General features: G+C 68.4%; 26 protein-coding genes, 1 tRNA gene, 3 pseudogenes and 1 riboswitch. Of the genes and pseudogenes, 14 read left to right on the forward strand and 16 right to left on the reverse strand.

Annotated elements, in window-relative coordinates; genetic code table 11:
* Window positions 1-5 precede the first annotated feature (5 nt).
* On the reverse strand, window positions 6-644 hold the full coding sequence (locus ACZ3H8_RS24335; protein ID WP_467405132.1) for an ATP-binding protein: 639 nt from the start codon (window positions 642-644) through the stop codon (window positions 6-8).
* Between the two features lie 216 nt (window positions 645-860).
* Between ACZ3H8_RS24335 and ACZ3H8_RS24340 the strand changes: the two genes are divergently transcribed.
* Together ACZ3H8_RS24340 and ACZ3H8_RS24345 are read left to right on the forward strand one after the other, a co-directional pair.
* Window positions 861-1,706 carry a helix-turn-helix domain-containing protein gene (locus tag ACZ3H8_RS24340; protein WP_467405135.1) on the forward strand — a complete coding sequence of 282 codons (846 nt, stop codon included), beginning with the start codon at window positions 861-863 and terminating at the stop codon, window positions 1,704-1,706.
* On the forward strand, window positions 1,706-1,915 hold the full coding sequence (locus tag ACZ3H8_RS24345) for a DUF397 domain-containing protein (protein ID WP_467405136.1): 210 nt from the start codon (window positions 1,706-1,708) through the stop codon (window positions 1,913-1,915). Before ACZ3H8_RS24340 ends, ACZ3H8_RS24345 begins: the two co-directional genes overlap by 1 nt.
* An 86-nt stretch (window positions 1,916-2,001) precedes the next feature.
* Here the strand turns inward: ACZ3H8_RS24345 and ACZ3H8_RS24350 are convergent.
* Together ACZ3H8_RS24350 and ACZ3H8_RS24355 are read right to left on the reverse strand one after the other, a co-directional pair.
* Window positions 2,002-2,512: pseudogene (locus ACZ3H8_RS24350) on the reverse strand (DUF6879 family protein); the annotation flags it as partial.
* 195 nt (window positions 2,513-2,707) lie between these two features.
* Window positions 2,708-2,911: pseudogene (locus ACZ3H8_RS24355) on the reverse strand (transcriptional regulator); the annotation flags it as partial.
* 35 nt (window positions 2,912-2,946) lie between these two features.
* Here ACZ3H8_RS24355 and ACZ3H8_RS24360 point away from each other — a divergent pair.
* The 5 genes from ACZ3H8_RS24360 (at window position 2,947) to ACZ3H8_RS24380 (ending at window position 8,365) form a co-directional block, all read left to right on the forward strand.
* Complete coding sequence (locus ACZ3H8_RS24360; RefSeq protein WP_467405138.1) at window positions 2,947-3,459, forward strand: hypothetical protein; 513 nt, start codon at window positions 2,947-2,949, stop codon at window positions 3,457-3,459.
* Window positions 3,460-3,899: 440 nt separating this feature from the next.
* Complete coding sequence (locus ACZ3H8_RS24365; protein WP_467405140.1) at window positions 3,900-4,169, forward strand: hypothetical protein; 270 nt, start codon at window positions 3,900-3,902, stop codon at window positions 4,167-4,169.
* Window positions 4,162-4,611, forward strand: coding sequence for a DUF6879 family protein (locus ACZ3H8_RS24370; RefSeq protein ID WP_467405142.1), 450 nt, complete (start codon window positions 4,162-4,164; stop codon window positions 4,609-4,611). The genes ACZ3H8_RS24365 and ACZ3H8_RS24370 overlap by 8 nt, the downstream gene beginning before the upstream one ends.
* A gap of 56 nt (window positions 4,612-4,667) precedes the next feature.
* A protein-coding gene (locus ACZ3H8_RS24375; RefSeq protein ID WP_467405145.1) for an IS630 family transposase occupies window positions 4,668-5,737 on the forward strand; the annotation gives its coding sequence in 2 pieces (ribosomal slippage) (window positions 4,668-5,154 and window positions 5,154-5,737; 1,071 coding nt in all).
* 306 nt (window positions 5,738-6,043) lie between these two features.
* Entirely contained in the window at window positions 6,044-8,365 is a 2,322-nt protein-coding gene (locus ACZ3H8_RS24380; RefSeq protein WP_467405147.1) for an ATP-binding protein, read from the forward strand.
* A gap of 196 nt (window positions 8,366-8,561) precedes the next feature.
* On the opposite strand, the gene ACZ3H8_RS24385 is transcribed toward ACZ3H8_RS24380, so the two are convergent.
* Window positions 8,562-9,056, reverse strand: coding sequence for a COG4315 family predicted lipoprotein (locus ACZ3H8_RS24385; RefSeq protein ID WP_467405150.1), 495 nt, complete (start codon window positions 9,054-9,056; stop codon window positions 8,562-8,564).
* A 172-nt stretch (window positions 9,057-9,228) separates the two neighbouring features.
* On the opposite strand from ACZ3H8_RS24385, the gene ACZ3H8_RS24390 reads away from it, so the two are divergent.
* The gene (locus ACZ3H8_RS24390; RefSeq protein ID WP_467405151.1) at window positions 9,229-10,197 is read left to right on the forward strand and encodes a CHRD domain-containing protein; all 969 of its coding nucleotides are present in this window, start codon (window positions 9,229-9,231) and stop codon (window positions 10,195-10,197) included.
* A gap of 77 nt (window positions 10,198-10,274) precedes the next feature.
* On the opposite strand, the gene ACZ3H8_RS24395 is transcribed toward ACZ3H8_RS24390, so the two are convergent.
* A complete protein-coding gene (locus tag ACZ3H8_RS24395) occupies window positions 10,275-11,699 on the reverse strand; it encodes a DUF445 domain-containing protein (protein ID WP_467405154.1) in 1,425 nt (474 codons plus the stop codon).
* A gap of 100 nt (window positions 11,700-11,799) precedes the next feature.
* Between ACZ3H8_RS24395 and ACZ3H8_RS24400 the strand changes: the two genes are divergently transcribed.
* Window positions 11,800-13,044 carry an SGNH/GDSL hydrolase family protein gene (locus tag ACZ3H8_RS24400; RefSeq protein WP_467405155.1) on the forward strand — a complete coding sequence of 415 codons (1,245 nt, stop codon included), beginning with the start codon at window positions 11,800-11,802 and terminating at the stop codon, window positions 13,042-13,044.
* 126 nt (window positions 13,045-13,170) lie between these two features.
* Here ACZ3H8_RS24400 and ACZ3H8_RS24405 read toward each other — a convergent pair whose 3' ends face one another.
* From ACZ3H8_RS24405 to ACZ3H8_RS24420, 4 genes are read right to left on the reverse strand one after another with little or no spacing between them, the layout of a single operon-like run.
* Window positions 13,171-13,851, reverse strand: coding sequence for a DUF1707 SHOCT-like domain-containing protein (locus ACZ3H8_RS24405; RefSeq protein ID WP_467405157.1), 681 nt, complete (start codon window positions 13,849-13,851; stop codon window positions 13,171-13,173).
* Window positions 13,852-13,902: 51 nt separating this feature from the next.
* Entirely contained in the window at window positions 13,903-14,862 is a 960-nt protein-coding gene (locus ACZ3H8_RS24410) for an ABC transporter ATP-binding protein (protein WP_467405459.1), read from the reverse strand.
* Between the two features lie 26 nt (window positions 14,863-14,888).
* Window positions 14,889-15,653: an ABC transporter permease gene (locus tag ACZ3H8_RS24415; protein ID WP_467405462.1), complete on the reverse strand. Its 765-nt coding sequence runs from the start codon at window positions 15,651-15,653 to the stop codon at window positions 14,889-14,891.
* Window positions 15,654-15,696: 43 nt separating this feature from the next.
* Entirely contained in the window at window positions 15,697-16,497 is an 801-nt protein-coding gene (locus tag ACZ3H8_RS24420; protein ID WP_467405159.1) for an ABC transporter permease, read from the reverse strand.
* A 127-nt stretch (window positions 16,498-16,624) separates the two neighbouring features.
* Here ACZ3H8_RS24420 and ACZ3H8_RS24425 point away from each other — a divergent pair.
* A pseudogene (locus tag ACZ3H8_RS24425) lies at window positions 16,625-18,919 on the forward strand (transglycosylase domain-containing protein); the annotation flags it as partial.
* 49 nt (window positions 18,920-18,968) lie between these two features.
* On the opposite strand, the gene ACZ3H8_RS24430 reads toward ACZ3H8_RS24425, so the two are convergent.
* The 3 genes from ACZ3H8_RS24430 to ACZ3H8_RS24440 all read right to left on the reverse strand — a co-directional run bounded on the left by ACZ3H8_RS24430 (window position 18,969) and on the right by ACZ3H8_RS24440 (window position 20,160).
* Entirely contained in the window at window positions 18,969-19,289 is a 321-nt protein-coding gene (locus ACZ3H8_RS24430) for a DMT family transporter (RefSeq protein WP_467405161.1), read from the reverse strand.
* 32 nt (window positions 19,290-19,321) lie between these two features.
* Window positions 19,322-19,386: riboswitch (guanidine-III (ykkC-III) riboswitch) on the reverse strand.
* Between the two features lie 68 nt (window positions 19,387-19,454).
* Window positions 19,455-19,796, reverse strand: a complete 342-nt coding sequence (locus tag ACZ3H8_RS24435) for a GroES family chaperonin (RefSeq protein WP_307663164.1) — start codon at window positions 19,794-19,796, stop codon at window positions 19,455-19,457.
* Between the two features lie 43 nt (window positions 19,797-19,839).
* Complete coding sequence (locus ACZ3H8_RS24440) at window positions 19,840-20,160, reverse strand: DUF3618 domain-containing protein (protein WP_467405163.1); 321 nt, start codon at window positions 20,158-20,160, stop codon at window positions 19,840-19,842.
* Between the two features lie 126 nt (window positions 20,161-20,286).
* On the opposite strand from ACZ3H8_RS24440, the gene bcp reads away from it, so the two are divergent.
* From bcp to ACZ3H8_RS24460, 4 genes are all read left to right on the forward strand, one after another.
* The gene (gene bcp / locus ACZ3H8_RS24445) at window positions 20,287-20,754 is read left to right on the forward strand and encodes a thioredoxin-dependent thiol peroxidase (RefSeq protein ID WP_307663162.1); all 468 of its coding nucleotides are present in this window, start codon (window positions 20,287-20,289) and stop codon (window positions 20,752-20,754) included.
* Between the two features lie 134 nt (window positions 20,755-20,888).
* Window positions 20,889-21,515, forward strand: a complete 627-nt coding sequence (locus ACZ3H8_RS24450) for an HNH endonuclease (RefSeq protein ID WP_467405166.1) — start codon at window positions 20,889-20,891, stop codon at window positions 21,513-21,515.
* 263 nt (window positions 21,516-21,778) lie between these two features.
* A complete protein-coding gene (locus ACZ3H8_RS24455) occupies window positions 21,779-22,405 on the forward strand; it encodes an HNH endonuclease signature motif containing protein (RefSeq protein ID WP_467405464.1) in 627 nt (208 codons plus the stop codon).
* Window positions 22,367-22,442, forward strand: a tRNA-Leu gene (locus ACZ3H8_RS24460). The genes ACZ3H8_RS24455 and ACZ3H8_RS24460 overlap by 39 nt, the downstream gene beginning before the upstream one ends.
* 47 nt (window positions 22,443-22,489) lie before the next feature.
* Here ACZ3H8_RS24460 and rdgB read toward each other — a convergent pair.
* From rdgB to ACZ3H8_RS24480, 4 genes are all read right to left on the reverse strand, one after another.
* Window positions 22,490-23,092 (reverse strand): RdgB/HAM1 family non-canonical purine NTP pyrophosphatase, encoded by a 603-nt coding sequence (gene rdgB, locus ACZ3H8_RS24465; RefSeq protein WP_467405167.1) that lies wholly within the window; start codon window positions 23,090-23,092, stop codon window positions 22,490-22,492.
* Window positions 23,093-23,102: 10 nt separating this feature from the next.
* Window positions 23,103-23,486 carry a hypothetical protein gene (locus ACZ3H8_RS24470; RefSeq protein ID WP_467405170.1) on the reverse strand — a complete coding sequence of 128 codons (384 nt, stop codon included), beginning with the start codon at window positions 23,484-23,486 and terminating at the stop codon, window positions 23,103-23,105.
* A 92-nt stretch (window positions 23,487-23,578) separates the two neighbouring features.
* Complete coding sequence (gene rph, locus ACZ3H8_RS24475) at window positions 23,579-24,328, reverse strand: ribonuclease PH (RefSeq protein ID WP_467405172.1); 750 nt, start codon at window positions 24,326-24,328, stop codon at window positions 23,579-23,581.
* A 172-nt stretch (window positions 24,329-24,500) separates the two neighbouring features.
* Window positions 24,501-24,734, reverse strand: a complete 234-nt coding sequence (locus ACZ3H8_RS24480; protein ID WP_307663158.1) for a PTS sugar transporter subunit IIB — start codon at window positions 24,732-24,734, stop codon at window positions 24,501-24,503.
* Between the last annotated feature and the right edge of the window lie 54 nt (window positions 24,735-24,788).

The following is a 24,788-nucleotide window of genomic DNA, read 5'->3' on the forward strand; positions in this document are numbered from 1 at the left end:
CAGCATCACGCCGCCTCCGCTTCGGCCTCGTAGTGCATCAGCGCTCGGTCCAGGAGTTCGTCTGGGTCGCCGCCTTGAGCGGCGACCCAGTGCAGGAGGTCGGCAATGAGGTCCGTGGCCGCGTCCTCGAGGATCACCAGGTTTCGGGCCTGGCGCATTCCCACAGGGCCGGCCTCACCCCGGTAGTGCTCCAGCGCCGCGACCGCACGGCGCAGTTGGCGAAGGCGCGGAACAGAGCCGAGCGCGATCTCACACCACACGCCCTTGCCGGCCGCCGTGACAGCGGTGCCCCATTCCGCTGCCAGGGCTTCCAGCAGATGCAGGCCCCGGCCGAATTCGCCTTCGCAGTCCGGATCCCTCAACGTCGGCACCGCACTGCTCTTGTCATGGAGCTCTACCCGAAGCCTTGCCTCGCTGTGCTCCATGACGAGGGTTGCCGCCGCCCCTGCACCTACATGCTTGATGACGTTCGCCGCGAGCTCCGTGACCGCAAGTTGCACCTCGTCTTCAAGCGCTTGGAATCCCCAGTGAGCGAGCTGCTCTCGCACGGCGGTTCTGAGTACGTGGAGTTCAGCTGGTTCCGCCACGAAGGGCAGAACAAAGCGAAGCCGAGATCGAGTAATAGCGACTTCGTTGCCGCACATGGCCACTCCCTTCTGCGCCACAGCAACCCTGCGCCCACCGCGTCCGTACGGCTGCGCTGCGTAGCGATGCACGTGGAGTATGGCATCGAGAAGTCTCACCATGAAACTTCTCACTGGAATCGATCGAGTGAACCTGGTGGTTCCTCAACTTCACGTCTGCATAGCCTTGCTGGCGGCCACAGGGCTGGCCAGTACGAAACGGAAGGTCTCTCTGCCATGTCCGCGAGGGCTACAACCCGGCGCCGTCAGCTCGGCGTGACGATGCGCAAGCTGCGCGCCCGGAAGGGCATGACCTTGGAGGAGGCCGGTCGTCTCGTCGGGGTCTCGAAGGCCACCGTCAGCCGGTACGAGACACAAGAAGGGCCAGTGAAGTGGCCCATCGTGGACGCGCTCTGCCGTGAGTACGACGCGAGCGAAGCCGAACGTAAGGCGGTTGTCGCACTCGCCAAGGACGCGAAGCAGCAGGGGTGGTGGAGCTCGTTCGCCGACTCCATCCCGGAGACGATGAACCTCCTGCTCACCCTCGAAGACGAGGCCGTACGCGAGGATCACTTCAACTGCCTCTACGTACCCGGGCTCTTGCAGACCCGCAGCTACACGGAGGCCGTGCAGCATGCCTCCGAGATGCGGTTGCTGCCCAAAGAGATCGAGCGCCTCGTTGACATCCGGATGAAGCGCCAGGAGATCCTCACCCGGGCCAAGCCCTTGCACCTCTGGGCCATCCTCGACGAGTCGGTGATCCGCCGCGTGGTCGGTTCGCGCGACGTCATGAGGGAGCAGCTCACCCATCTGCTCCAGGCCAACGAGTCCCCGGACATCACGCTCCAGGTGCTGCCTTTCTCCAAGGGTGCCCACTCGGCGGCGATGGGCAGCTTCGTGATCCTCGGGGGCGCGGAGCCCAGCCTGGATGTCGTCTACGTCGACATTCACCTGGGCTCGCTCTTCATAGAAAAAGAGGAAGAACTGGATCGATACCGACTTGCGTTCGACTACCTCCGCGCACAAGCGTTGGATATGGCTGCCTCATCAGCCATGATCGAGCGTGTCCGTGAGGAGATGTGATGCAGAGCCGCACCCCTGAGATACCGGCCCACGCCTGGTTTAAGTCCTCGTACAGCGGGGCTAACACCAGCGAGTGCGTCGAGGCGGCAGCGATCGTGAACGGCGCTGCAGTACGGGACAGCAAGAATCCCCTAGGGCCCCGGCTCGCATTCGGCCCCAACACCTGGGCCAGCTTTTTGGACGCGCTGCGGGGCGACCGCCTCGTCTGATCGGCCGCTGACTGCGGCCCCACCTCGATGCACCGGCGTGACATGCAATTGGCTGAATGGATCAAGTCTCGTATAGCAGGGGAAGCGGGGATGGCTCGGTCCCATACCGCCTCGAAAGGAAGCCACGCACTGCTTGACGATGCCGGGCTCGGTACGCAGTTCGAGGGGCGGTGACGCCCAATCTCCTTGGCCGGTGAAGTGGTTGAACAGCACCTGCGCCCCATCGGAGATCCACAGGTCGCAGCCGGGAAGCAGCAGATCGCCTGCCCGCCGGCGCGGCAGCCAACGCACCTGCTCTCCGGCATACACGTTGACGTGAGTCCCGGCGTGCTCGTATCGGATGTAGTCGGTGACCGGCTCGGACACGATGCGCGCCCGTCGCACGGCGACACCGCGACCCTTCGCCCGGGAGATCAGGTCGACCCAGGGTGCCCAGTAGGCTGAGCCGGGGTCGCCGTCTCGCCGCCCGGTCTCTTGCCACTGGGTGAAGTCGTCGGCCTCGTCGCCGACTCCGTACACGTCGCTCATTTCCAAGTGGACAGCGGAGTGCTGCACCGCTTCCAGCAGGTCGTTAAAGCGCAGCTCGTTCTGCGGCATCAGAGGCCTCTCTCGCATGGGTACCAGGCGGGCGGGGTACGGATCACTGACTCGTGGGCGGGGATCCCTTTGTCGTGTCCCGGCCCGGTGTTCTTGACGCACCGGTCTCGTGTCGCAACTCGACCTCCGACCGGCCGCCTGGGGGAATTCGTGGACGCCCGGCGCGAGGGACGCCTCACCTAGGCGTGTCTGGGGTCAGTTCAGGGCGTCGATTGCTTTCACGATCAGCGCCCGTGCCGCCTGCCCGTACACGGCCAAGGTCCGCAGCTCCTCGAACGCCTTCAGGTACAGGGCGATCTCGCTCGGCTGCGTGATGTTCACCTGCGCGGACAGCAGCTCCACCGACACAAGGGTGTCGTCGTACATATGGAACGTCTCCTGCGGCCAAAGCCGCCGCGACCCGCGTCTACGTCACCCTCGCCGGTGCGAACAGCGTGTCAGTGATCGACACCGCCACCAACACCGTCATCGGGGACCCCATCCCCGTCGGCGGCCTCCCCGAGGGTGTGGCGATCGGGACCGTCACTACAGAGCGGACCCCGACCAAGCTGACGCTGAAGGCGAGGAAGAAGGAGAAGGACAAGGACCACCCCGAGGGCGGGGACGGCCTCACGCTGACCGCCGAGGGCGAGCCGCTGGAAGGCAAGGACATCGCCTTCACCAACGCCATCCTGCTGAGCACCGACACCACCGACGACCAAGGCAAAGCCACCTGCAAGGTCCCCGGCAAGCAGGACAAGGCCACCTGCTACACCGCCACCTTCGCCGGCGACGACACCTACCTGCCCTCCACTGCCACCTTCTGCAAGAAGCACGACAACAGCAAGCCCGACCGACGGTCAGTACTGCCCGGCCAGAGCGACGTCCGCAGCCCGGTGCTGCCAGTAACGGGTGAGCGCGCCCGGCCGAGCCACGGCGATCTCCCACCGCCTCTCGCGATCGGGTGACTGATCCGCCCTAAAGAGCACACCCGCTCGTACAACTCCCCGCCCACACCCGTCGCTGCCTCCACCACGTTGTGGCCCTGACCCCGTTCGGGGTCAGGGCCACAACGTCGCCTGGGCTGTGGCGGTTTGACTGGCCGCGCCTGGCACATCGGCCCCCTTCGGCGAACACGTCCGGAGAAGAACGACCAGCAGCAACACCGGCACAACCGCGGCAGGCCAGGTGGCCGGCCACCGCGCCAGACCGCCACCTCCTACGAAGCAGCGGTCAGCTTGGCGTCGTTCCTGCTCCGGGCAAGATCCGTTTGAAGACGGACCCCAGGTGACCTCGCCCTCGCCGTCCCGGCGATGGCGCGAACGAGTCAGCCTCCATTGCTCTGGGTAACTACGGCACATACACTGCGTATCAGCTTCACCCACAACCCAACCGAGTGGAGACAGACATGGCCCGTGCCTGGGAAGCCGACCCGTCCGCCTTATTTGAAAGGCGACTGGGAAAGTCGGCCGAGGAACTGGGCAATTCAGACGGCAAAGACGAGTGTCCGGACATCTGGCAACTCGACAATGGTGACATTGCTGTGATCGGCAGCGACCTCACGGACGTCTACAGCCCTCGCCTGCCGAAGGGTGTATCTCTTGCCCCGGGTGAGCGGCTGGTCGTCATCCCCGGGAACATGCTCAGCGCCGCGAAGGCGGACATTGCAGATGTTTGATCTTCGCGCCCCTGCCCTACCCGCTGAGCAGGGCGAGAGGCTCATCCGAGAGATCTACAAGCGGGACTTTCGGCAGCGTGATGCGGAGATCCGTGACCGGGACTCCTGGAAGTTCGAGCGACGGCAGCACTTCGAGGAGCAGGGAAGTGCCAGCCGGGACGCGCTTCGCCGGGGCGACTGGGAGGAGTCGCTGCGGCTCCTTGAAGAAAGGCGCGATGACCTGCTCGCGTCCTATCGCGAGGACGAAAGCCGTGGTTCGTTCTTTCACCGTGTGCGTGTGGTGGAAGAGCCGCTGACGCCCTATCTGCAATGGCAATTGCACTCACTGCGACAGCGCGCCGAATGCGGGGAGAGAGTCCGTGTCGTCGGTGCGGACATGGTCGCAGCTTCGGAGAACGCCGGCCGGCTGCCGGAAGTGGTCATTCTCGCTAGAGATCTTTAACGGTGCGGGTTACGTGGGGTCGTGACGGTTGGCGTGGGCCGCGCTATGCCGGAGGGATGAGGTATCCCGATGGCGGGGGGCTGACGGCTGAGGAGCGGGCTCGGCGCGAACAAGTCCGGTTCGCAGCCGCTGACTTGATCGAGGCAGGGGCCAGTGACGGAGAGGTGGCCCGGCGGTTCAGGGTGACTCGGATGTCGGCGAACCGCTGGCGTCGGGCCCTGGCTTCGGGTGGTCGGCAGGCCCTGGTCTCCAAGGGCGCCGGCGGCGCCCGCTGCAAGCTCGATGCTGGTCAACTGCGTGCTTTGGAGGCGGTGTTGGAAGCCGGTCCGGCCGCGTGCGGCTGGAGCGACCAGTGCTGGACGCTGGCCCGGATCGCCGAGGTCGTGCGCCGCCGGTTCGGTGTGGAGTACACCCTGGCCGGGCTCGACCTGCTACTGCATCGCATCGGCTGGAGCGTGCAGATCCCGGCCCGCAAAGCCACCGAGCGGGATGAGTCGAAGATCGCCGCCTGGAAGGACGAGCAGTGGCCCGTCATAAAAAGAGGGCGGCGGACTTGGGCGCCTGGGTCTGCTTCGAGGACGAGGCAGGCCAGGGCCTGAGGCCGCCCAAAGGCCGCACCTGGGGCCGCCGTGGCCACACACCCGTCGTGCGGGTCACCGCCGCAGGCACCAAACGCGTGTCGATGGCCGCGCTGATCTGTACCAAAGCCGGCCGCCGGCCCCGGCTGATCTACCGCATCCACCTCGACCGCGGCCCCGCCAAGGGCCGCCGCAAGGGCTTCACCGAAACCGACTACGCCCGCCTGCTGGATGCCGCACACCAGCAGCTCGGCGGCCCCGTCGTCCTGGTGTGGGACAACTTGAACACGCACGTCAGCCGCACCATGCAGGAGCTGATTGCCGCCCGATTATGGCTCACCGTCTACCAGCTGCCGCCGTACGCTCCCGAACTCAACCCTGTCGAGGGCGTGTGGTCGCACCTGAAGAGGTCACTGGCCAACCTCACCAAACACAGCCTCGACCAGCTCACCGCGCTGGTGAAGACGCGGCTCAAACGGATGCAGTACCGACCCGGTCTCATCGAGGGCCTCATGGCCAAGACCGGGCTCGACCTCCAACCGCCGTAACCCCAGTCATTAAAGATCTCTAGCCGCACTCTCTACCAGGTCCTCTATACCGATTCGGGAGTCTCGGACGGCGCGGTCCGCTACACCGACACCAAGCTCATCGGGCGCTGGGAAAGCTACATCAAGCAGCTCTATGCGGCAGGTGAAGACGTGGTCAGCTACTTCGACCGCCAGGTGGCACACCTTCCCCCGCCGAAGGCAAAGGCGGAGTAGGCCATCAGAGAGCCCAGCGGAGACCAGGAGCGCCCCGGCAGGTCGCACAACGAGCTGTCGGGCTCCTCTCGTGACGTCGTACAGGCCGGAAACGTGAGCGGGGGAGTCCACTTCCACGAGCACGGCACACCGGATGGGGACAGCTCCACAAGCCCCACTCCACGCCAACTACCGGCCGACGTACGCGGATTCGTCAACCGCACCGACGAACTGGACCAGCTCAACGCTGTCCTGGCCGACGAAGAGGGTGACCCGCTCGTCATCTCGGTGTGCGTCATAGCCGGAACCGCCGGTGCAGGAAAGACATCGCTCGCGCTGCGCTGGGCGCATCAGGTACAGAACCGCTTTCCGGACGGGCAGCTCTACGTCAATTTGCGTGGCTACGACCCGGGGGAGCCGGTCACCGCCCACGAGACCCTGCACCGTTTCCTGACCGCTCTCGGCGTCCGTACCCGTTCCGTACCGCAGGATCTCGACGCCGCTGCCGCGCTGTACCGCTCCTTGCTGGCCGACCGTCAGGTACTGGTCGTTCTGGACAACGCGGCCACGGTGGGGCAGGTCCGTCCGTTGTTACCCGGCAGCGCGGGCTGTCTGACCGTCGTCACCAGCCGGAGCCGTCTTTCCGGCCTTGCCGTTCGTGACGGGGCACGTCGGCTGACGCTGGGCACGCTGCCCCAGCCGGAGGCCGTCGCCCTGCTACGCGCCGTCACCGCCGGATACCGGCCGGAGGACGACCTGGAAAAACTCACTGAGCTGGCCCGGCTGTGCGCCCGGCTGCCGTTGGCCTTACGCATCGCTGCCGAACGCGCCGCCAGTCACCCTCACATGCGGCTGGACGACCTGATCGCCGACCTGCGGGACGAATCCTCCTTGTGGGATGCCCTCAGCACGGGAGATGACGAGGAAGCCGAGGCCGTCCGCACGGTGTTTGCGTGGTCCTACCGCGCTCTACCCGACCAGGCCGCCCGTTTGTTCCGTCTGCTCGGCCTCCATCCCGGCCCCGAGTTCGGCCTTCATGCCGCCGCCGCCCTTGCCGGGCTGACCGCCGGCCGGACCCGGCAACTGCTGGACTCCCTCGTCGGCGCCCACCTGGTGGAGCAGATCGCACCGGACCGCTACCAGTTCCACGACCTTCTTCGCGCCTACGCCACCGACCAGGCGCAGCACGAGGAGCCTCTCAAGGAACGGGAAGCTGCGCTGCACCGCGTGCTGGACTGGTACTTGCACACCGCCGATGCTGCCCAGACCTGGATCAACCCAGCCGAAGCCCACCTTGCGCTCACCCTGCCGGTGGAAGGTGTGCAACCGCTGCTCTTCCCCGACTATGACGCCGCCGTGGACTGGTCCGAGCGTGAGCACACCAACATGCTGCAAGCTGCCCGGATCGCCAACGCCGGACACGACCGACTCGCATGGCAGTTGTCCGCCGTCCTGTGGAACACGCAGCCCCCCTCCGCTCCGGTCGCCGACTGGCCGGCCGTGGGCCGCATCGGCCTGGCAGCGGCACGCCGGATGGGTGACCGGGGCGCGGAGGCCCTGCTGCTCACCGACCTCGGCATGGGTTACACCCGCATCAATCGCCTCACCGAGAGTCTTGAATGTCACCGCGGTGCTTCGAGGATCTGGCCCGAGCTGGGTGACCGGCTCGGTGAGGCGGAGTCGCTCAACCTGATCGGACTGGTCCACCTCCGCAGGAGGCAACTGGATAACGCCGCGCTCCACTTCGAGCGGGCCATGGCCATCTTTCAGGAGCAGAACTCCGCTCATATGGAGGCCACAACACTGTCCAACCTCGCCACCACCCACTACCGCGCCGGACGCCTGCCGGAGGCCGCAGCCGTCATCCGTCAGGCCCTGACGGCACACCGCTCGCTGAACGACCAGCGGGGCGAGGGCAACATCCTGCGCCTCAAGAGCGACCTCGAGTGCGAGCGGGGAGCAGCGGAGAAGGCGATGGGATCGGCTCACGACGCGCTGGACATCGCCCTCAGCCTGCGCAACCACCGGCTGGAGGGCTACTGGCTCATCACCTTGGGCAACGCCCAGCAGGCAGGTGGCCAGTTCGCCGACGCGTTGACCTCCTACCAGCGGTCCGCCGCCCTTCACCGACGCCTCGGAGACCGAAGCCGGGAGGCGCTGGCCTGGCACGGGGTGGGCGAGACATACCGACGGCTCGACCGACACACAGAGGCGGCGGACTTTCACCGTCAGGCCGCCGCCGCCCATCACGAACTCGGCGACGCCTGGCACGAAGCCGTGGCTCTGGACGGCCTGGGCACGGCCATGCTCAGCGAGGAGCCGGAGGCGGCCCTTCGGCACTGGACGGAGGCGCTGAGGCTCCTTGCCGACTACGACGACCCGCGGGCGGCGGCCACGCGCGACCGCGTCGAACGCCAACTGGCGCGGGCGAGCTGAGCACCCGGGCGACTGACGTCGGCTGCGAGTAACGGAAATGGGCATGACTGCGGCGGCCGTGGAGTGGTTACGGCCGCCGCAGGTTTCGTGGAGCAGGATCAGGAGCGGGAGCAGGAGGAGCAAATACGGAATTGAATCCGATGGATCAGGTCCCGCTTTTATGAAGGACTGATGAATTCCGCAATGCGCACGGAAGTCACGCCGTCTTCTTGATGAGCTTGCCGTCCGCCGCGATCACGAACCACTCCCCGTCCAGCCCCTGCCCGTTGACGTCCCCCGCCGTCGCGTCGCCCACGTAGTAGTACAGCGGCCAGTCCCCGTACACCGCCTGTTCCGCGCCCTCGCCGAGCTTCGTCTCCTTCAGCAGGGCGGCGTCGGTCCCCGTGCCCGCCTTCACGTCCTTCGCGGAGGTGAGGGCCGGCCAGACCGCGATGCAGTCGGCGTCGCACTTACTGGCGCCGGGCTTGTCCTTGGTGAATCCGTACAGCGTACGGCCCGAATCGTCGACGAGGATCTTGCCGAGGGGCGAGTCCGCCGCCCTGACGGACACAGTCGCCGCGGGCTTCGCCCCCGGCTTCCCCGCGGCGTCCTTGCCGCCGTCCTTGGAGTCCTCGGTCGAGCCTCCGCAGGCGGCCAGAGTCAGCAGCGCCAGCGGTGCGGCGAGCAGAGGTGTCCTACGGGTGCTGCGCATGATTGTTCCCCCGGTGTGGTGTGGGTGATGGGTACATCGAGTGGTACGGCGGCAACTGAACCGGGGTTCAAGTGAATTCAAGAAATTTTCTATTGAACGAGTCGACTGCGGGCCGCGTACTTCATCGCGACCGGCCCAGTACGGAGCCGGCCTCAACGGGAGGATCAAAACAATGCAGAAGCGTTATGTTGCTGTTACCGCCGCCGCAATTGTGCTTGGTGTTGCGGGTGTTACTCCGGCCCTCGCCCACGGCAGTCACAGCGGTCATGGGGACGGGCACAGCAGCGGACAGGGATCAGCCGCGGGCGGCAACGCCGCCACCACCTTCACCAAGGCCTCCAGCGGGCACGCCGTCACCTTCGCCGCCCAGCTCTCGGGCGCCAACGAGGTCGCCGTCCCCGGCGGGCCCGCCGTCAACGATCCCGACGGCAAGGCCGTCGCACTCGTCAAGGTGAAGGGCGACCGTGTCACCTTCGCCCTCCAGTGGAAGGGCTTCGTGCCCAGCCTCGGGCACATCCACGAGGGCGTCGCCGGGAAGAACGGCGGCGTCAAGGTCCCGCTCTTCGGGACCGCGATGCCCGACACCGTTCACTCGGCGGCCGGTCAGGTGGCCATCACCGACGCCAAGCTGGCCAAGAGCATCCGTACCAACCCGTCCGGCTTCTATGTGAACCTGCACAGCGCGGAGTTCCCGGGCGGAGCCGTACGAGGGCAGCTCAAGCCGCTCCACAAGAACATCAACCCGCTCGACATCATCAAGGGCGGGAAGCTGCGGGCGCTGTCCAACGGCGACCAGGAGGTCCCGAAGAACGACACCTCCAAGGTGGGCGACCCGGACGGGCACGCCGTGACGTTCCTGCACCCGAAGGGTACGAACGTCGACTACTCCTTCGCCTGGGTCAACATCAAGAGCCCCTCCAAGGGCCACCTCCACAAGGGCGCGTTCGGCAAGAACGGCGATGTCGTCTTCGATTTCTTCAACCGGCCCGTGCCGGACGGGATCTTCGCCGTCTCCGGGAAGCTGGCGGGGCAGAACCCCGACGTGGTCAAGCGCGTCCGCGCCAACCCGCAGAACTACTACTCCAACATCCACACCGCCGAGTTCCCCGACGGGGCCGTCCGCGGGCAGCTCTTCCGCTGAACGCGTACGGCTCGCCGTACGTATTCAACGACACCTCCCCCAGGTGGCTGGGCGCGTGACCGTACCGCAGGGACCGGTCACGCGCCCAGCGCGTGTGCCACCGTGTAGATCAGCAGGCCGGCCAGCGCGCCGACCACCGTGCCGTTGATACGGATGAACTGCAGATCCCGGCCAATGTGCGCCTCGATCTTGCGCGAGGTGTGCTCCGCGTCCCAGCTCGCGACCGTCTCCGAGATCAGCGAGGTGATCTCGGCGCGGTACGTGGTCACCACGTACACCGCCGCGTCCTCCAGCCACCCCTCCACCTTCGCCTGCAGCCGGCTGTCCGTCGCCAGCCGCGAGCCCAGCGACAGCAGCGAGGCGCGGGCGCGCAGCCGCAGTTCGCTCCGGTCGTCCTCGGCCGCCGAGATGATCATGGTGCGTACGGAGGACCAGGCCGAGGCGATCACGTCCTGCACCTCCGAACGGGACAACAGATCCGACTTCATACGCTCCACCCGCGCCCGGGTGTCCGTGTCCGACTGGAGGTCCGCCGCGAAGTCCGTCAGGAAGCGGTCGATCGCGCCGCGCGCCGGGTGGGCCGGCATGTCGCGCATCTCGGTGACGAAGCGCAGCAGCTCCTTGTAGACGCGCTCGCCGACCTTCTTGTCCACGAACCGCGGGGTCCAGCCCGGCGCCCCGCCCTCGACCGCGACCATCACCGAGTCCCCGTGGAGCACCAGCCAGTCGGCCGCGCGGGCGCAGATCAGGTCGACCGCGCGGTGGTGGGCGCCGTCGGCGACGACCTTGTCCAGGGTTTTGCCTATTCCGGGGGCGATCTCCGCGCTGTCCGCGCGGCGCGTGATCGCCTCGCCGACGACGGCCTGGACATCGGAGTCGCGCAGCACCGTCAGCGCGCCGCGCAGTGCCGTGGACAGCTCGGCGGTGACCCGGTCGGCGTGGGCGGGCTCGGCAAGCCAGGCGCCGAGGCGGCCGCCGATGCCGAGGGCGTGCAGCCTGGCGCGGACGACATCGCCGGAGAGGAAGTTCTCACCGACGAAGGAGCCGAGCGTCGCGCCGAGCTGGTCCTTCTTGTTCGGGATGATCGCGGTGTGCGGGATGGGCAGGCCCAGGGGGTAGCGGAACAGCGCCGTGACCGCGAACCAGTCGGCCAGTGCGCCGACCATGCCCGCCTCCGCGGCGGCCGCGACATAGCCGGTCCAGCCGCCCAGTCCGGCGTTCTTGCCCCAGGTGGCGAGGACGAAGATCAGCGCGACGAACAGCAGCGCGCCGGTCGCCGTCGCCTTCATCCTGCGGACGCCGCGCATCTTGTCGGCGTCCGCCTCGGTGAACGCGAAGGAGGGGAGGGGCGTACGTGCGCGCACCGCGTCGCCGGCAGACCGGTCCTGGGCAGACGGGTTCGCGTCGGCGCGGCCGCCCTCTGCCTGCGCCGGCCGTTCCGATCCCGCCCCTTCCGGCCCTGTCCATTCCCGTTCTGTACGTTCCGGTCCTGTACGTTCCATCCGCTCCACCCATCCGCGCGCGTCCCGTACGCAATAGTCCCTACCTCAGGTACTCCCGGGGCGCACATCGAGTTCCCACGACATGTCGCATGATGTGCTCATGCACAAACGCCGTGGGTACGCGACCCTCGCTGCCCTCACCGCCGTCGTGGTCCTCATTTGCGGCGCGATATACCTCGGAGTCGGGGCCGCACAGGGCCGGACAGCCGTCCGTACGCCCGCCGCCGCGCCCGCCGTCTGGGTCGGCACCTGGTCCGCCGCCCCCGTCGAGGCCGCAGCCACCACAACCGGCACGGCTCGCACCACCACCGGCCGCTCCATACGCAATGTCGTCCACACCAGCATCGGCGGCGTCGCCGCCCGGCTCACCCTCTCCAACCTCCTCGGCCGCCGCCCGCTCGAGATAGCCCACGTCTCGCTCGCCGTCCGCGCGGGCCGCGGCCCCGCCGCCGTGCCCGCCACCCTGCGCCGCGTGACGTTCCAGGGCGCCGAAGCCGTCACAATCGCGGCCGGCGGCCAGTGGGTCAGCGACCCCGTCGTGCTGGAGATCCCGCACGACAGTGATCTGCTGGTCACGGTGCATGCCGCCGACGGGCCCGTCACCATCCACCCACGCGCGCGCCAGACGTCGTACGTCGCGGACGGCGACCGTACGCAGGACGTCAGCGGGGACGCGTACACCGGCAGGACCCGCGCCTGGCATCACCTCACCGCCGTCGACGTGCTGACCCGGGACGCACGCGGCGCGGTGGTCGTCGTCGGCGACTCGATCACCGACGGGGTCACCTCCACCGCCGACGCCAACCGCCGCTGGCCGGACGTCCTCGCCGACCGGCTGGCCCGCCGGGGCGCGAGCCACTACGGCGTCCTCAACCAGGGCATCAGCGGCAACCGCCTGCTCGCCGAAGGCCGCGGCCCCAGCACCCTCGCCCGCTTCGACCGCGATGTACTCGCCCGGTCCGGGGCCAGGACCGTGATCGTCGCAATCGGCATCAACGACCTGCTGCACTCCCCGCGTACCCCCACCGCCGACACGATCACGACCGGGTTCGCCGAACTCGCCCACCGGGCACACGAACGCGGCCTGCGCGTCATCGGCGCGACGCTGCTGCCCTGCGGCGGACACCGCCGCTGCACGCCCGCCGTCGAGTCCGTACGCGACCAGGTCAACGCGATCGTCCGCGCGGGTGGGATCTTCGACGCGGTCGTCGATTTCGACCGGACACTGCGCGATCCGTACGCACCGAACCGGCTGCGCCCGCGCTACGACTCGGGCGACCATCTCCACCCGAGCGACGCCGGTTACGCGCGGATGGCCAAGGCGGTGGACCCGGCGCGGCTGTGACGGCGGGCTCGCGCCGCCCCCAGCCGGCACTCCCGGAGCGGGCCCGGGCTCACCCTTGCAGGCACTCCCGGAGCGGCCCGGCACACCCCCGCAGGCACTCACCCCGGACGACGGCACACTCCCCGCTCAGTCGAGCTCCTTGCGGTCGCCCTTCTCCAGCCGCCCCCGCTTCTCCTCTTCGCGCTCCGCCTTGAGCCGCTGCTTCTCCGCCCGGGTGCGCTTGCGTTCCACGCCCACGCCGCCCATCAGCGCGAAGCCGGAGACGATCAGGCGCGGCGCCGCCGGGTCCGGTCTGCCCTCGCCCTGTTCGCCGAAGCCGCCCATGAAGCCGATGCCGTTGACCTCGACGTTCAGGTCGGGCGGCACGACGATATTGACCCCGCCCATGATCGCGATGCAGCGGATCACGGTCACCCGGTCCTCGAAACGGGCTTCCCGCAGGTCGAGTTCGCCGCCGCCCATCATCGTGAAGCTGGTGAACCTACGGGCCACCGTCCAGGTGCCCTTGCGTACGAAGCCGCCCCAGAACGCGAAGGCCCCCTTCGAGGTGGCCGGGCCGCCGACGCGCGCGGCCCAGCTGCCCGATCCGGCGGCGACCGCCGGTGACGCCAACACCGTGCCCGCCGCGGGAAGATCGCTGACCAGTGGCTCCAAGTCGCCGTGCGTACGCGCCCTGTAGGCCGCGTCGAGACGCTGCTCGAACTCCTCCATGTCGAGCCGCCCCTCCGCCACCGCATCGCGCAGCCGCTCGGCCACCCTTTCGCGCTCGGAGTCCGAAGCGCGCATTTCAGGGAGTTCGCTCGTCATGGTCAGCAGCCTAGTCAAGCCCGCGCCACGCTTACAGCCCCGGTCTCTGCGCTAAAGCCCCGACCTCTCCGCGTACATTTTCGCGATCACCGCCTCGATGTCCGGCTCCCGCACCGACAGGTCCACCAGCGGATATGTGTCGGCCAGCGCGGCCACCAGCGGCGCCGCCGACTGGGAGGCCGGGAAGGCCAGCCACTGGCGGGGGCCCTCGACCTTCACCGTACGAGCGGAGTCGAGGACGATCGGCGGCAGCTCGCGCTCCAGGTCCACCACCAGCGTCCGCTCGCTCTCCCCCACCTCATGGAGCCCGGCGAGCGCCCCGTCGTACATCAGCCGCCCGTGGTCGATCACCATCACGCGCTTGCACAGCTGCTCGATGTCGGTCAGATCGTGCGTCGTGAGCAGCACCGTCGTGGCCCGCTCGGCGTTCAGGTCCCGCAGGAAGTCCCGGACCCTCGCCTTGGAGATCACATCGAGGCCGATGGTCGGCTCGTCCAGATACAGCACCTCGGGGTCGTGCAGCAGCGCCGCCGCGATGTCGCCGCGCATCCGCTGCCCGAGCGAGAGCTGGCGCACCGGCACGTCCAACAGCTCGGCCAGGTCCAGGAGTTCGACACAGCGATCGAGATTCTCGCGAAACCGCTTGTCGGGGATCCGGTACATCCGGTGCACCAGGCGGTACGAGTCCTTCAGCGGCAGATCCCACCACAGGGTCGTACGCTGCCCGAAGACCACGCCGATCCGCTGCGCCAGCCTCGTACGCTCCCGGGACGGGTCGATGCCCGCGACCCGCAGCCGCCCGCCGCTCGGGGTCAGAATGCCCGTCAGCATCTTGATGGTGGTGGACTTCCCGGCGCCGTTCGGGCCGATGTAGCCGACCATCTCGCCGCGCGGCACCCGGAAGCTGATCCCGTCGACGGCCCGCACCTGCTGCTTCTCGCGGCGCAGCCGGCCGGTTTTCCGTCGTACGTCGAAGACCTTCTCGACGCCGTCGAGTTCGATGAAGTCCATGAAGTCCCCCTCGGCGAGATCCACCCTCAGCTCCCTGTGCTCCGGTACGAACGAAGGCCGACGCGCCAGGCGAGGGCGGCCAGCCAGCAGCAGACCGCGGCGACCACGGGCGGCAGGAAGGCGAGCCACGGCGGCAGGTCCAGCGGGTAGGGCCGTCCCAGCACATACAGCGCGGGCAGCCAGTTGACGAAGGCCAGCGGCACCACGAAGGTCACCCCGCGCACCAGGTCCTTCGCGAAGAGCGTCGGCGGGTACTGGAGCAGCGTGTTCCCGCCGTACGTGAAGGAGTTCTGCACCTCGGAGGCGTCCTGCGCCCAGAACTGGAACGCCGCCCCCGCCACGTACAGCGCCGAGAAGATCGCCGCCCCGCTGAGCAGCATCATCGGCACCATCAGCACCCGCAGTGGCGTCCACTCGATGTCGAGGACGAGCACTCCGTAGCCGAAGATCAGCAGCCCCTGGGTGATCCGGCCCAGCCGGCGCAGGGCGAACCGGTCCGCCGCCACCTGGGCGAGCACCGGCACCGGACGCACCAGCAGCGTGTCCAGCGTGCCGTCACGCACCCGCCGCCCGAGCCGGTTCATCGAGCCCATCACCAGGTCGGCGAGGCCGAAGGCGGTGCCCGACGCGCCGTACAGAAAGGCGATCTCGCCCAGGGTGTAGCCGCCCAGCGCGTCCACGTGCGAGAACATCAGCAGGATGGCGACGAAGTCGAAGGCGGTCGCGGCGAAGTTCCCGAGCGCCGTCATCACGAACGACGCGCGGTACGCCATCGTGGAGCGGATCCACATCGCGGCGATCAGGCCGTAAGCCCGCAGTCCATTGGAGAGCGCGTCAGCCACCCTGGACCACCACCCTGCGGGTCGCGACGGTCTGCAGGGCCCGCCCGGCGGCCAGCAGCGCCAGCGCCCAGCCGCCCTGGAAGGCGTACGCCTGCACCAGCCCCCAGCCGGTGTGCTTGCCGAGGAAGACGTCCGCCGGGACCTGGAGCAGCGAGGACCAGGGCAGCGCCCGGGCCACTTCGCCCAGGGTGCCGGGGAAGAGGTTCAGCGGCAGCAGCATCCCGGAGAAGAACAGCCCGGCCAGCCAGCAGATCTGCATCACCCCGGCCCCGTCCATCAGCCAGAACGCGGAGAGCGCCACCAGGAACCGGACCGCGAAGCTCACCACCACGCCCAGCGCCACCGACACCAGGAAGGCGAGCCAGGTCAGCGGCGAGCTCGGCAGCGCAAGGTCGAAGGCGAGCGCGCCGAGCGCCATCGGCACGATGCCGCGGCCCATGAGGTGGAAGGCCGCGCGCCCCAAGTCGCCCGAAAGCCACCACAGTTGAAGGTCGGCGGGCCGGTAGAGGTCGATCGCGATGTCGCCGGTGCGGATCCGCTCCATCAGCTCGTCCTCGAAACCGCCGCCCATCATGGCGCAGGTCATCAGCAGCGCCTGTCCCAGCCACACATAGGTGAGCGCCTGGGAGAGGTCGTACCCGCCCAGCTGCGGGCGCTCGTCCCATAGGGCCGTATAGGTGTACGCCATGATGAAGCCGAAGACGGTGTTGGTGAACACCCCTGCCGCCGTCGCGATCCGGTACGTCGCATAGCGCCGGAACCCACCGGCGGCGACGACCGCGTACAGCCGCACGTCGATTCCCCCCTCCGCACGCGGGCACCAAAGCGCACGACCCTAGCCCAGCGGGGCGAGCCGCCGCGAGCGCTTTTACGCCTGCCGGGTCCGCGGGTTGACCCACCGAAAAGTGCAGTATGTGCGTATGAGCGAGGAGCCAAAGCAGCAGGGCTGGAAACCCCGGGACGCGACCGTCGTCGGACCGCCGGCCGCACTCGAGAAGAAGGGCTTCGCGCCCCGCCGCAAGCGCACCGGCTGGCGTCGCGCCATCCCCACCTGGCGGATGGCGCTCGGTACGCTTCTGATCGTCGCCCTGCTGCTGATCGGCGGCTTCCTGGCCGGCTACAAGCTCGTCGACATCCCGCCCGCCAACGCCACGGCCACCGCCCAGTCGAATGTCTACCTCTACGAGGACGGCACCCAGATCGCCCGCGACGGCGAGGTCAACCGGGAGAACGTGACCCTCGCGCAGGTACCCCTTCCGGTGCAGCGGGCCGTACTGGCCGCCGAGAACCGGGACTTCTACTCCGCGCGCGCCGTCGACCCCAAGGCCATGGTCCGCGCCGCCTGGAACACCCTCACCGGCAAGGGCAAACAGTCCGGCTCCACCATCACTCAGCAGTACGTAAAGAACTACTACCTGGGCCAGGAGCAGACCATCTCGCGGAAGTGGAAGGAGTTCTTCATCGCGATCAAGCTGGGCCGCGAGGAGAGCAAGAACGACATCCTGCAGGGATATCTCAACACCAGCTACTTCGGGCGCAACGCGTACGGCATCCAGGCCGCCGCCCATGCCTACTACGGCGAGGACGTCCAGGACATCGACACCGCGAAGGGCGCGTACCTGGCCTCGCTGCTCAACGCCCCCAGCGCGTACGACATCGCCACGCACCCGGAGAACCGGGCGGCCGCGCTCGGCCGCTGGAACTACACGCTCGACGGCATGGTCAAGAAGAAGTGGCTCAGCCCCGCCGCCCGAGCGGCCATGAAGTTCCCCATGCCGCAGACGGCGAAGCCCCCGACCGCGCTGTCGGGCCAGCGCGGCTATATCGTCCAGGCCGTCGAGGACTACCTCACCAACAACGAGATCATCGACGAGAACACCCTGGCCACCGGCGGCTACCGGATCACCACCACGCTGGAGCGGCAGAAGCAGGACGCGCTCGCCGAGGCCGTCGACGACCAGGTGATGTCCAAGCTGGACTCAGACCGCAAGGCGGACCGCAACGTCCGCGTAGGCGGAGCGTCCATCGACCCGGCCGGCGGCAAGGTCGTCGCCATGTACGGCGGCGTCGACTACACCAAGCAGTACGTCAACAACGCGACCCGCCGCGACTACCAAGTCGGCTCCACTTTCAAACCGTTCGTCTTCACCGCGGCTGTCGAGAACGGGTCGAGCACCCAGGACGGCCGGACCATCACGCCCAACACCGTCTACGACGGCACCAACAGGCGTACGGTCGAGGGCTGGAGCGGCAATCCGTACGCCCCCGAGAACGAGGACTACATCTCGTACGGCCCGATCACCGTCCGCACCGCCACCGACAAGTCCGTCAACGCGGTGTACGCGCAGATGGCCATGGACGTCGGCCCCACCAGGGTCAGGCGGACCGCGATCGACCTCGGGATCCCCGCGAGCACCCCGGATCTGAACGCCTCCCCCTCCATCGCGCTGGGCCCCGCCACCGCGAGCGTCCTCGACATGGCGGAGGCGTACGCGACGCTCGCCAACCACGGCAGGCACGGCACGTACACCCTCGTCGAGAAGGTCACCAAGAACGGCCTCGACGTCCGGCTGCCCGAGGAGGACAGCGAGCAGGCCGTCAGCCGCGAGGCCGCCGACACCACCACCTCGATCCTGCAGAGCGTGGTCGACGAAGGCACCGGCACCGCGGCCCGGTCGGCCGGCCGCCCCGCCGCGGGCAAGACGGGCACCGCGGAGGAGGACAAGGCGGCCTGGTTCGCGGGCTACACCCCGACACTGGCGACGGTGGTCGCGGTGATGGGCCAGGACCCGGCCACGGGTGTGCAGAAGCCGCTGTATGGCGCGCTGGGGCTGCCGAGGATCAACGGCGGCGGGGCGCCGGCGAAGATCTGGGGCCAGTTCACGGGCGCCGCGCTGGAGGGCTCCGAGATCGAGGAGTTCGACCTGGACCTGCAGGAGGGCGCGGAGGAGGAAGAAGAGGAGCCGGTGGAGGAGGAGCCGGTGGAGGAGGAGCCGCCGGACGAGGCGTCGCAGGAGGAGGAGCCGGAATCGCCGGACGAGGCGCCAGGGGAGACAGAGGGCGAGAACGAGGGGCAGACGGACAGGGGCACCACCGACGGGGAGACGACGGACGACGGTGAGGCCGACGAGGGCACGGACACCGGCGGAACAACCGACGGCGGTGAGACCGAAGAGGGTGAGACCGAAGGGGGCGCGGCCGACGGGGAGCGCGGGCAGCTGGCCCACACCCACCCGTACCGCCCGGCCCCGGTGAGCCGGCAAGTCAGTGACCCGAGGTCGCCTTCAGCCCCACCACGGCAACCAGCAGCAGACAGACGAAGAAGAGCCGCGCGGCGGTCGCGGGCTCGTTCAGCGCCATCATGCCGACGACCGCCGCACCGGCCGCGCCGATGCCGACCCAGACGCCGTACGCCGTACCTATCGGCAGGGTCTTGGCGGCGTGGGAGAGCAGCATCATGCTGGCGACGATCCCGAGTCCGGTGAACACGCTCGGCCACAGCCGGGTGAACCCGTCGGTGAACTTCATCCCGATCGACCAGCCGACCTCGAGCAGACCGGCGACAACAAGCAGAACCCAGGCCATGACGGCACCTCCGAGACGCGGAACTTCAGCGGGGTGCGTCGTCTTTGCATGACCCGGTACGACGCGTCTCGTCGGGATCAGCCAACGATAGCAAAGTCCTGACCTGCGCCTTTACACGTTCTCAAGGCGCAGGTTCTCAAGGCGCAGGTGCTCAAGGCACAGGCGCTACAGATACAGCCCGGTGGAGTCCTCGGAACCCTGGAAACGGTCCGCCGCGACCGCGTGCAGATCGCGCTCCCGCATCAGTACGTACGCCACGCCCCGCACCTCGACCTCGGCGCGGTCCTCGGGGTCGTACAGCACCCGGTCGCCCGGCTCCACGGTGCGCACGTTCTGCCCGACGGCTACCACCTCGGCCCAGGCCAGACGCCTGCCGACCGCCGCTGTCGCCGGAATGACGATGCCGCCGCTGGAACGCCGCTCGCCCTCCGGGATGTCGGTCCTCACCAGCACGCGGTCGTGCAGCATCCGGATGGGCAGCTTGTCGTGGTGGGTATTGTCGCTCACGCCTTGAACCTACCTGCCCGGGAGCATTCCGTACGCCCGAGGGTCACGCCCGTCGCCTTCTCGCCGACACGGCGAGCAGGCTCACGAGCCCCACGGCCAGCAGCGCCACCGGAACCACCCGCTCCAGCCGGGGCGCGCCTTTTTCCGTCACGAACTGCGCCTTGATGTCGGACACCGTGCGGTTCATCGCGACGAAAGCACGACCCGCGGTCTGGTCCACAGCCGAGGCGACCCTGGCCTTCGCGTCACCGATGACCGTCTTCGGGTGCATGCGCACCCCGATCTCGTCGAGCGTCTCGGCAAGCTGGTCGCGCCTGCGGACGATGTCCGCCTCGATCTGCGCAGGGGTCCTGGCATCCGACACCGCGCTGCCTCCGTGGTCGTGTCCGGTAGTCCTTCCTCGACAGTCTGTCAGCTCGGCCGCGCCCGCACCCCATGGCACCCCTATTACGCTCGACGGCGTACACCCTCACGTCCCCCGAGGAGAACCATGAGCGAGCGACTCCAGCCCGGCGACACGGCCCCGGCCTTCACCCTGCCCGACGCGGACGGCAACGAGGTTTCGCTCGCCGACCACAAGGGCCGGAAGGTGATCGTCTACTTCTACCCGGCGGCACTGACGCCCGGCTGCACCAAGCAGGCCTGCGACTTCACGGACAACCTGGACCTGCTGGCGGGCGCGGGCTACGACGTCATCGGCGTATCGCCGGACAAGCCGGAGAAGCTGGCGAAGTTCCGCGACAAGGAGAGCCTGAAGGTCACGCTGGTCGGGGACCCGTCCAAGGAGACCCTGGAGGCGTACGGCGCGTTCGGCGAGAAGAAGCTGTACGGCAAGACGGTGACCGGTGTCATCCGCTCGACAGTCGTGGTCGACGAGGAGGGCAAGGTCGAGCGGGCGCTGTACAACGTGAAGGCGACGGGCCATGTCGCCAAGATCATCAAGGACCTCGGCGTCTGAGGTCCCGTGTTCCCGGAAGGGCCCGCACCGGCAGGCGGTGCGGGCCCTTCCGTATTCCGGACGTGACCATCCGATAAACGCTTCGTTACTCAGTGGGAGGCTGCGAACGCGCGGCCGGGGGACGGAGGGGACCCATGCCGGTCAGGTACACCCGGGAGCTACTCGACGAGGCGGCCCGCGAGACGACGAACTTCGACGACGCCGTCCGCTGGTGCGGCGGCAACCCGACGCCGGGCAGCAGGCGCTACATCCGCGCCAAGATGGCGGAGGCAGGCATAGACACGTCGCACTTCACCCCCGCCCGAGTGCGTCATACCGAGGAGACATTGCGCGGACTGGTCGCCTGTTCCAGGAGCGTGGCCGAGGTCGTACGTCGATTGGGAATCAACCCCGTGGGCGGCAACCAGGCTCACATCGGCCGTCGGATAGCCGCCTTGCGCATCGACACGTCACACTTCCTGCGCGCTCCCCGGGGCCGACCGAAGGGTTCCCTCGGGAACCGACTTGTCCTGGGCTCGCCGGCCGACGGCAGGATCCCCGGCGAACGCCTGCGCCGCGAACTGCTCCGGACCGGGATTCAGGAGTCGTGCGCAATATGTGGCACCGGCACGGAGTGGAACGGCAAACCGCTCCGGCTCGAAGTCGACCATCGCAACGGCGACTGGTGGGACAACCGCCCGCAGAACCTCCGGCTGCTCTGCCCCAACTGCCATGCGGTGACGGACACTTACCGTGGCCGCAATCGGAGGCATGCGGCATGAGCAATGGCCACAAGTACCCTCGCGACTTGCTGGTCCGGACTGCCGCCACCGCCACGAGCCTCGTCGACCTGCTGCGCAGGCTGGACGTGCCCCTGGGCAGCGGCCCCTATAGGTATCTGCGGGACCGGTTGGGGCAGTACGGCATCGACACCTCGCACTTTGACAATGAACCCCTCCCCCGGCGCAAGCCCCACTCGTACTCGCGGGAACTGCTCGCTGAAGCCGCAGCCAGTTCACACAACATCCGCGAGATGCTGGAGTTCATGGGTGTCGCGCCCTACGACAGTGTGTACAGCCACCTCCGCCGGAAGCTCGAGCGATTCGGGATCGACACGTCTCACTTCACCGGGCGGCGCGGAAACACGCCGAAGGAACTCTTTCCGCGAGACGAGCTCGCCAGAGCCGTCGCGGAGTCGTACAGCCTGGCCGGCGTGCTTCGCGCTCTGGGCTGCCCCAGTGACGGCGCCGGGCGCGCTCGTGTACGGCGAAGCCTCGCCATCCACGGCATCTCCACGGCCCACTTCGTGGGGAAGGCTCATCGGCGTGGCCGGCCGTCACCCACGCGCAAAGCCGCTGCGGAGATCCTTCGACGACTCGAACCCGGATCTCCACGGACGAAGACCGCGCTGCTGCGCCGCGCGCTCGACGAGTCGGGGGTACGCCAGGCATGCGGCGAGTGCGGCACCGGGAACACCTGGCAGGGCAAGCTGCTCGTCCTGGAGATCGACCACATCAACGGCGACCGTCTCGACAACCGATTGGAAAACCTGCGCTTCCTCTGCCCGTCATGCCACAGCCAGACAAGATCCTTCTCGAACCCTCGTGGCGAGGCACAGTACAGTGGGCGCCGCGGGTCCGTACCCCAGCTGGCCAAGAGGGCGCCGGTTTAGGTCCGGTGTGTCGTGGGTTCGAGTCCCACCGGGCCCACAGCGAAGGGCGCAGCACCGCATCGGTGCCGCGCCCTTCGGCGTGGGTCAGCCCAGCAGCTCCCGCACCACCGGCACCAGCGCCCTGAACGCCTTCCCCCTATGGCTGATCGCGTTCTTCTCTTCCGGGGTCAGCTCCGCGCACGTACGCGTCTCGCCCTCCGGCTGCAGAATCGGGTCGTACCCGAAGCCGCCCGTACCCGAGGGCCCGTGGCGCAGGGTGCCCAGCAGGCGGCCCTCCACGACGCGTTCGGTGCCGTCCGGGAGGGCCAGGGCCGCCGCGCACGCGAAGTGGGCGCCGCGGTGGGCCTCGTCGATGTCGGCGAGCTGGGCCAGCAGCAGGTTCAGGTTGGCCGTGTCGTCGCCGTGGCTGCCCGCCCACCGGGCGGAGAAGATGCCGGGCGCGCCGCCGAGTACGTCGACACAGAGGCCCGAGTCGTCGGCGACGGCCGGCAGGCCGGTGGCCTGGGCCAGGGCGTGCGCCTTGAGCAGGGCGTTCTCGGCGAAGGTGACGCCGGTTTCCTTGACGTCGGGGATGTCGGGGTAGGCATCCGCGCCGACGAGGTCGTGGGTGAGGCCCGCGTCGGCGAGGATGGCCTTGAGTTCGGTGATTTTTCCGGCGTTGCGGGTGGCGAGGATCAGACGGGTCATGCCCCGATTATCAGGGTGTGCAGACCTTGCCGATCTCGCCCGCGGCGTCGGTGACGGGCTTGATGTCCGGGGTGGTGTCGCCGTTCTCGATCGCCTTGCGGACGTTGTCGACGCCGGCGTTCAGGTCGTCGACGGCCTTGCTCAGGTCGGCATTGTCGGTCTTGTCGCCAAGGTTCTTCAGTTCCTTGTCGATGTCGTCGAGAGCCTGCCGGGCCTGTGCCGGGTCGTCGCCGGCGCTGGAGACGGCCTGCTGGAGCTTGTCGACGCTGGTGGCGATCGCGTCGGCGGTCTCGACGCAGTCGAGTGCCTTGTCGATGGCGGCGCAGCCGACGGTGACGGGGACGATCAGAGCGGCGGTGGCGAGTGTGAGAGCTATTCGGCGGCGCGCAGACATGGAGCTGTCCTCCCGGATACGGACGGGCGCACGGTTCGGCCCGTGCGCCCGTGACTCTATCGACGCCCAGTGGCGCGTTCTTGGTTGCTTCTTTACCCGAACTGTCCGAGCGACTCGCTCGAACCGAGCGCCTCGAGCTGGAGCGCGGCCAGGTCGGCGCAGCCGCCGGTCGCGAGGTCGAGGAGCGCGTTGAGCTCCTTGCGGTCGAAGGGCTCGGCCTCGGCGGTGCCCTGGACCTCGACGAAGCGGCCGTCGCCGGTGCAGACGACGTTCATGTCGGTCTCGGCGCGCACATCCTCCTCGTAACAGAGGTCGAGGAGCGGAGTGCCGTCGACGATGCCGACGCTGACGGCGGCGACGGTACCGATGAGCGGCTTGCGGCCGGCCTTGACGAGCTTCTTGGCCTGGGCCCAGGCGACGGCGTCGGCGAGAGCGACGTACGCGCCGGTGACGGCGGCGGTGCGGGTGCCGCCGTCGGCCTGGAGGACGTCGCAGTCCAGGACGATGGTGTTCTCGCCGAGCGCCTTGTAGTCGATGACGGCGCGCAGGGAACGGCCGATGAGGCGGCTGATCTCGTGCGTACGGCCGCCGATCTTGCCGCGTACGGATTCGCGGTCGCCGCGGGTGTTGGTGGAGCGCGGCAGCATCGAGTACTCGGCGGTGACCCAGCCTTCGCCGCTGCCCTTGCGCCAGCGCGGGACGCCTTCGGTGACCGAGGCGGTGCAGAAGACCTTCGTGTCGCCGAAGGAAATGAGGACGGAGCCCTCGGCGTGCTTGCTCCATCCGCGTTCGATGGTGACCGGGCGGAGCTGTTCGGGGGTGCGGCCGTCGATTCGAGACATGGCGTCGAGCCTAGCTGCTGTGCGCATGGGCCTCGTTCCGCGTGTACGAGGACCCGCACCGGGTGTACGAGGGCGCCGTTCCGCATGCGCGAGGGCCCCGCTCCGGCCGGAGCGGGGCCCTTCTCGTACGGCCTGGTACGCCTCGTACGGCCTCGTACGCCGGCTCAGCGGCTCACATCATGTCTTCGATGTCGGCGGCGATCGGGTCGGCGTCGGTGCCGATGACGACCTGGATCGCGTTGCCCATCTTGACGACGCCGTGGGCTCCGGCTGCCTTGAGGGCGGCCTCGTCGACCTTGGCCGGGTCCACGACTTCGGTACGGAGGCGGGTGATGCAGCCCTCGATCTCTTCGATGTTGTCGATCCCGCCGAGCCCGGCGACGATCTTCTCAGCCTTGCTGGCCATGTCTTCTCCCTGCGTTCAAGAGCGCGTTCACTGGGCGCTCAGCGCTGCCTCGGC

The organism is Streptomyces sp. NPDC002868, from assembly GCF_055563295.1.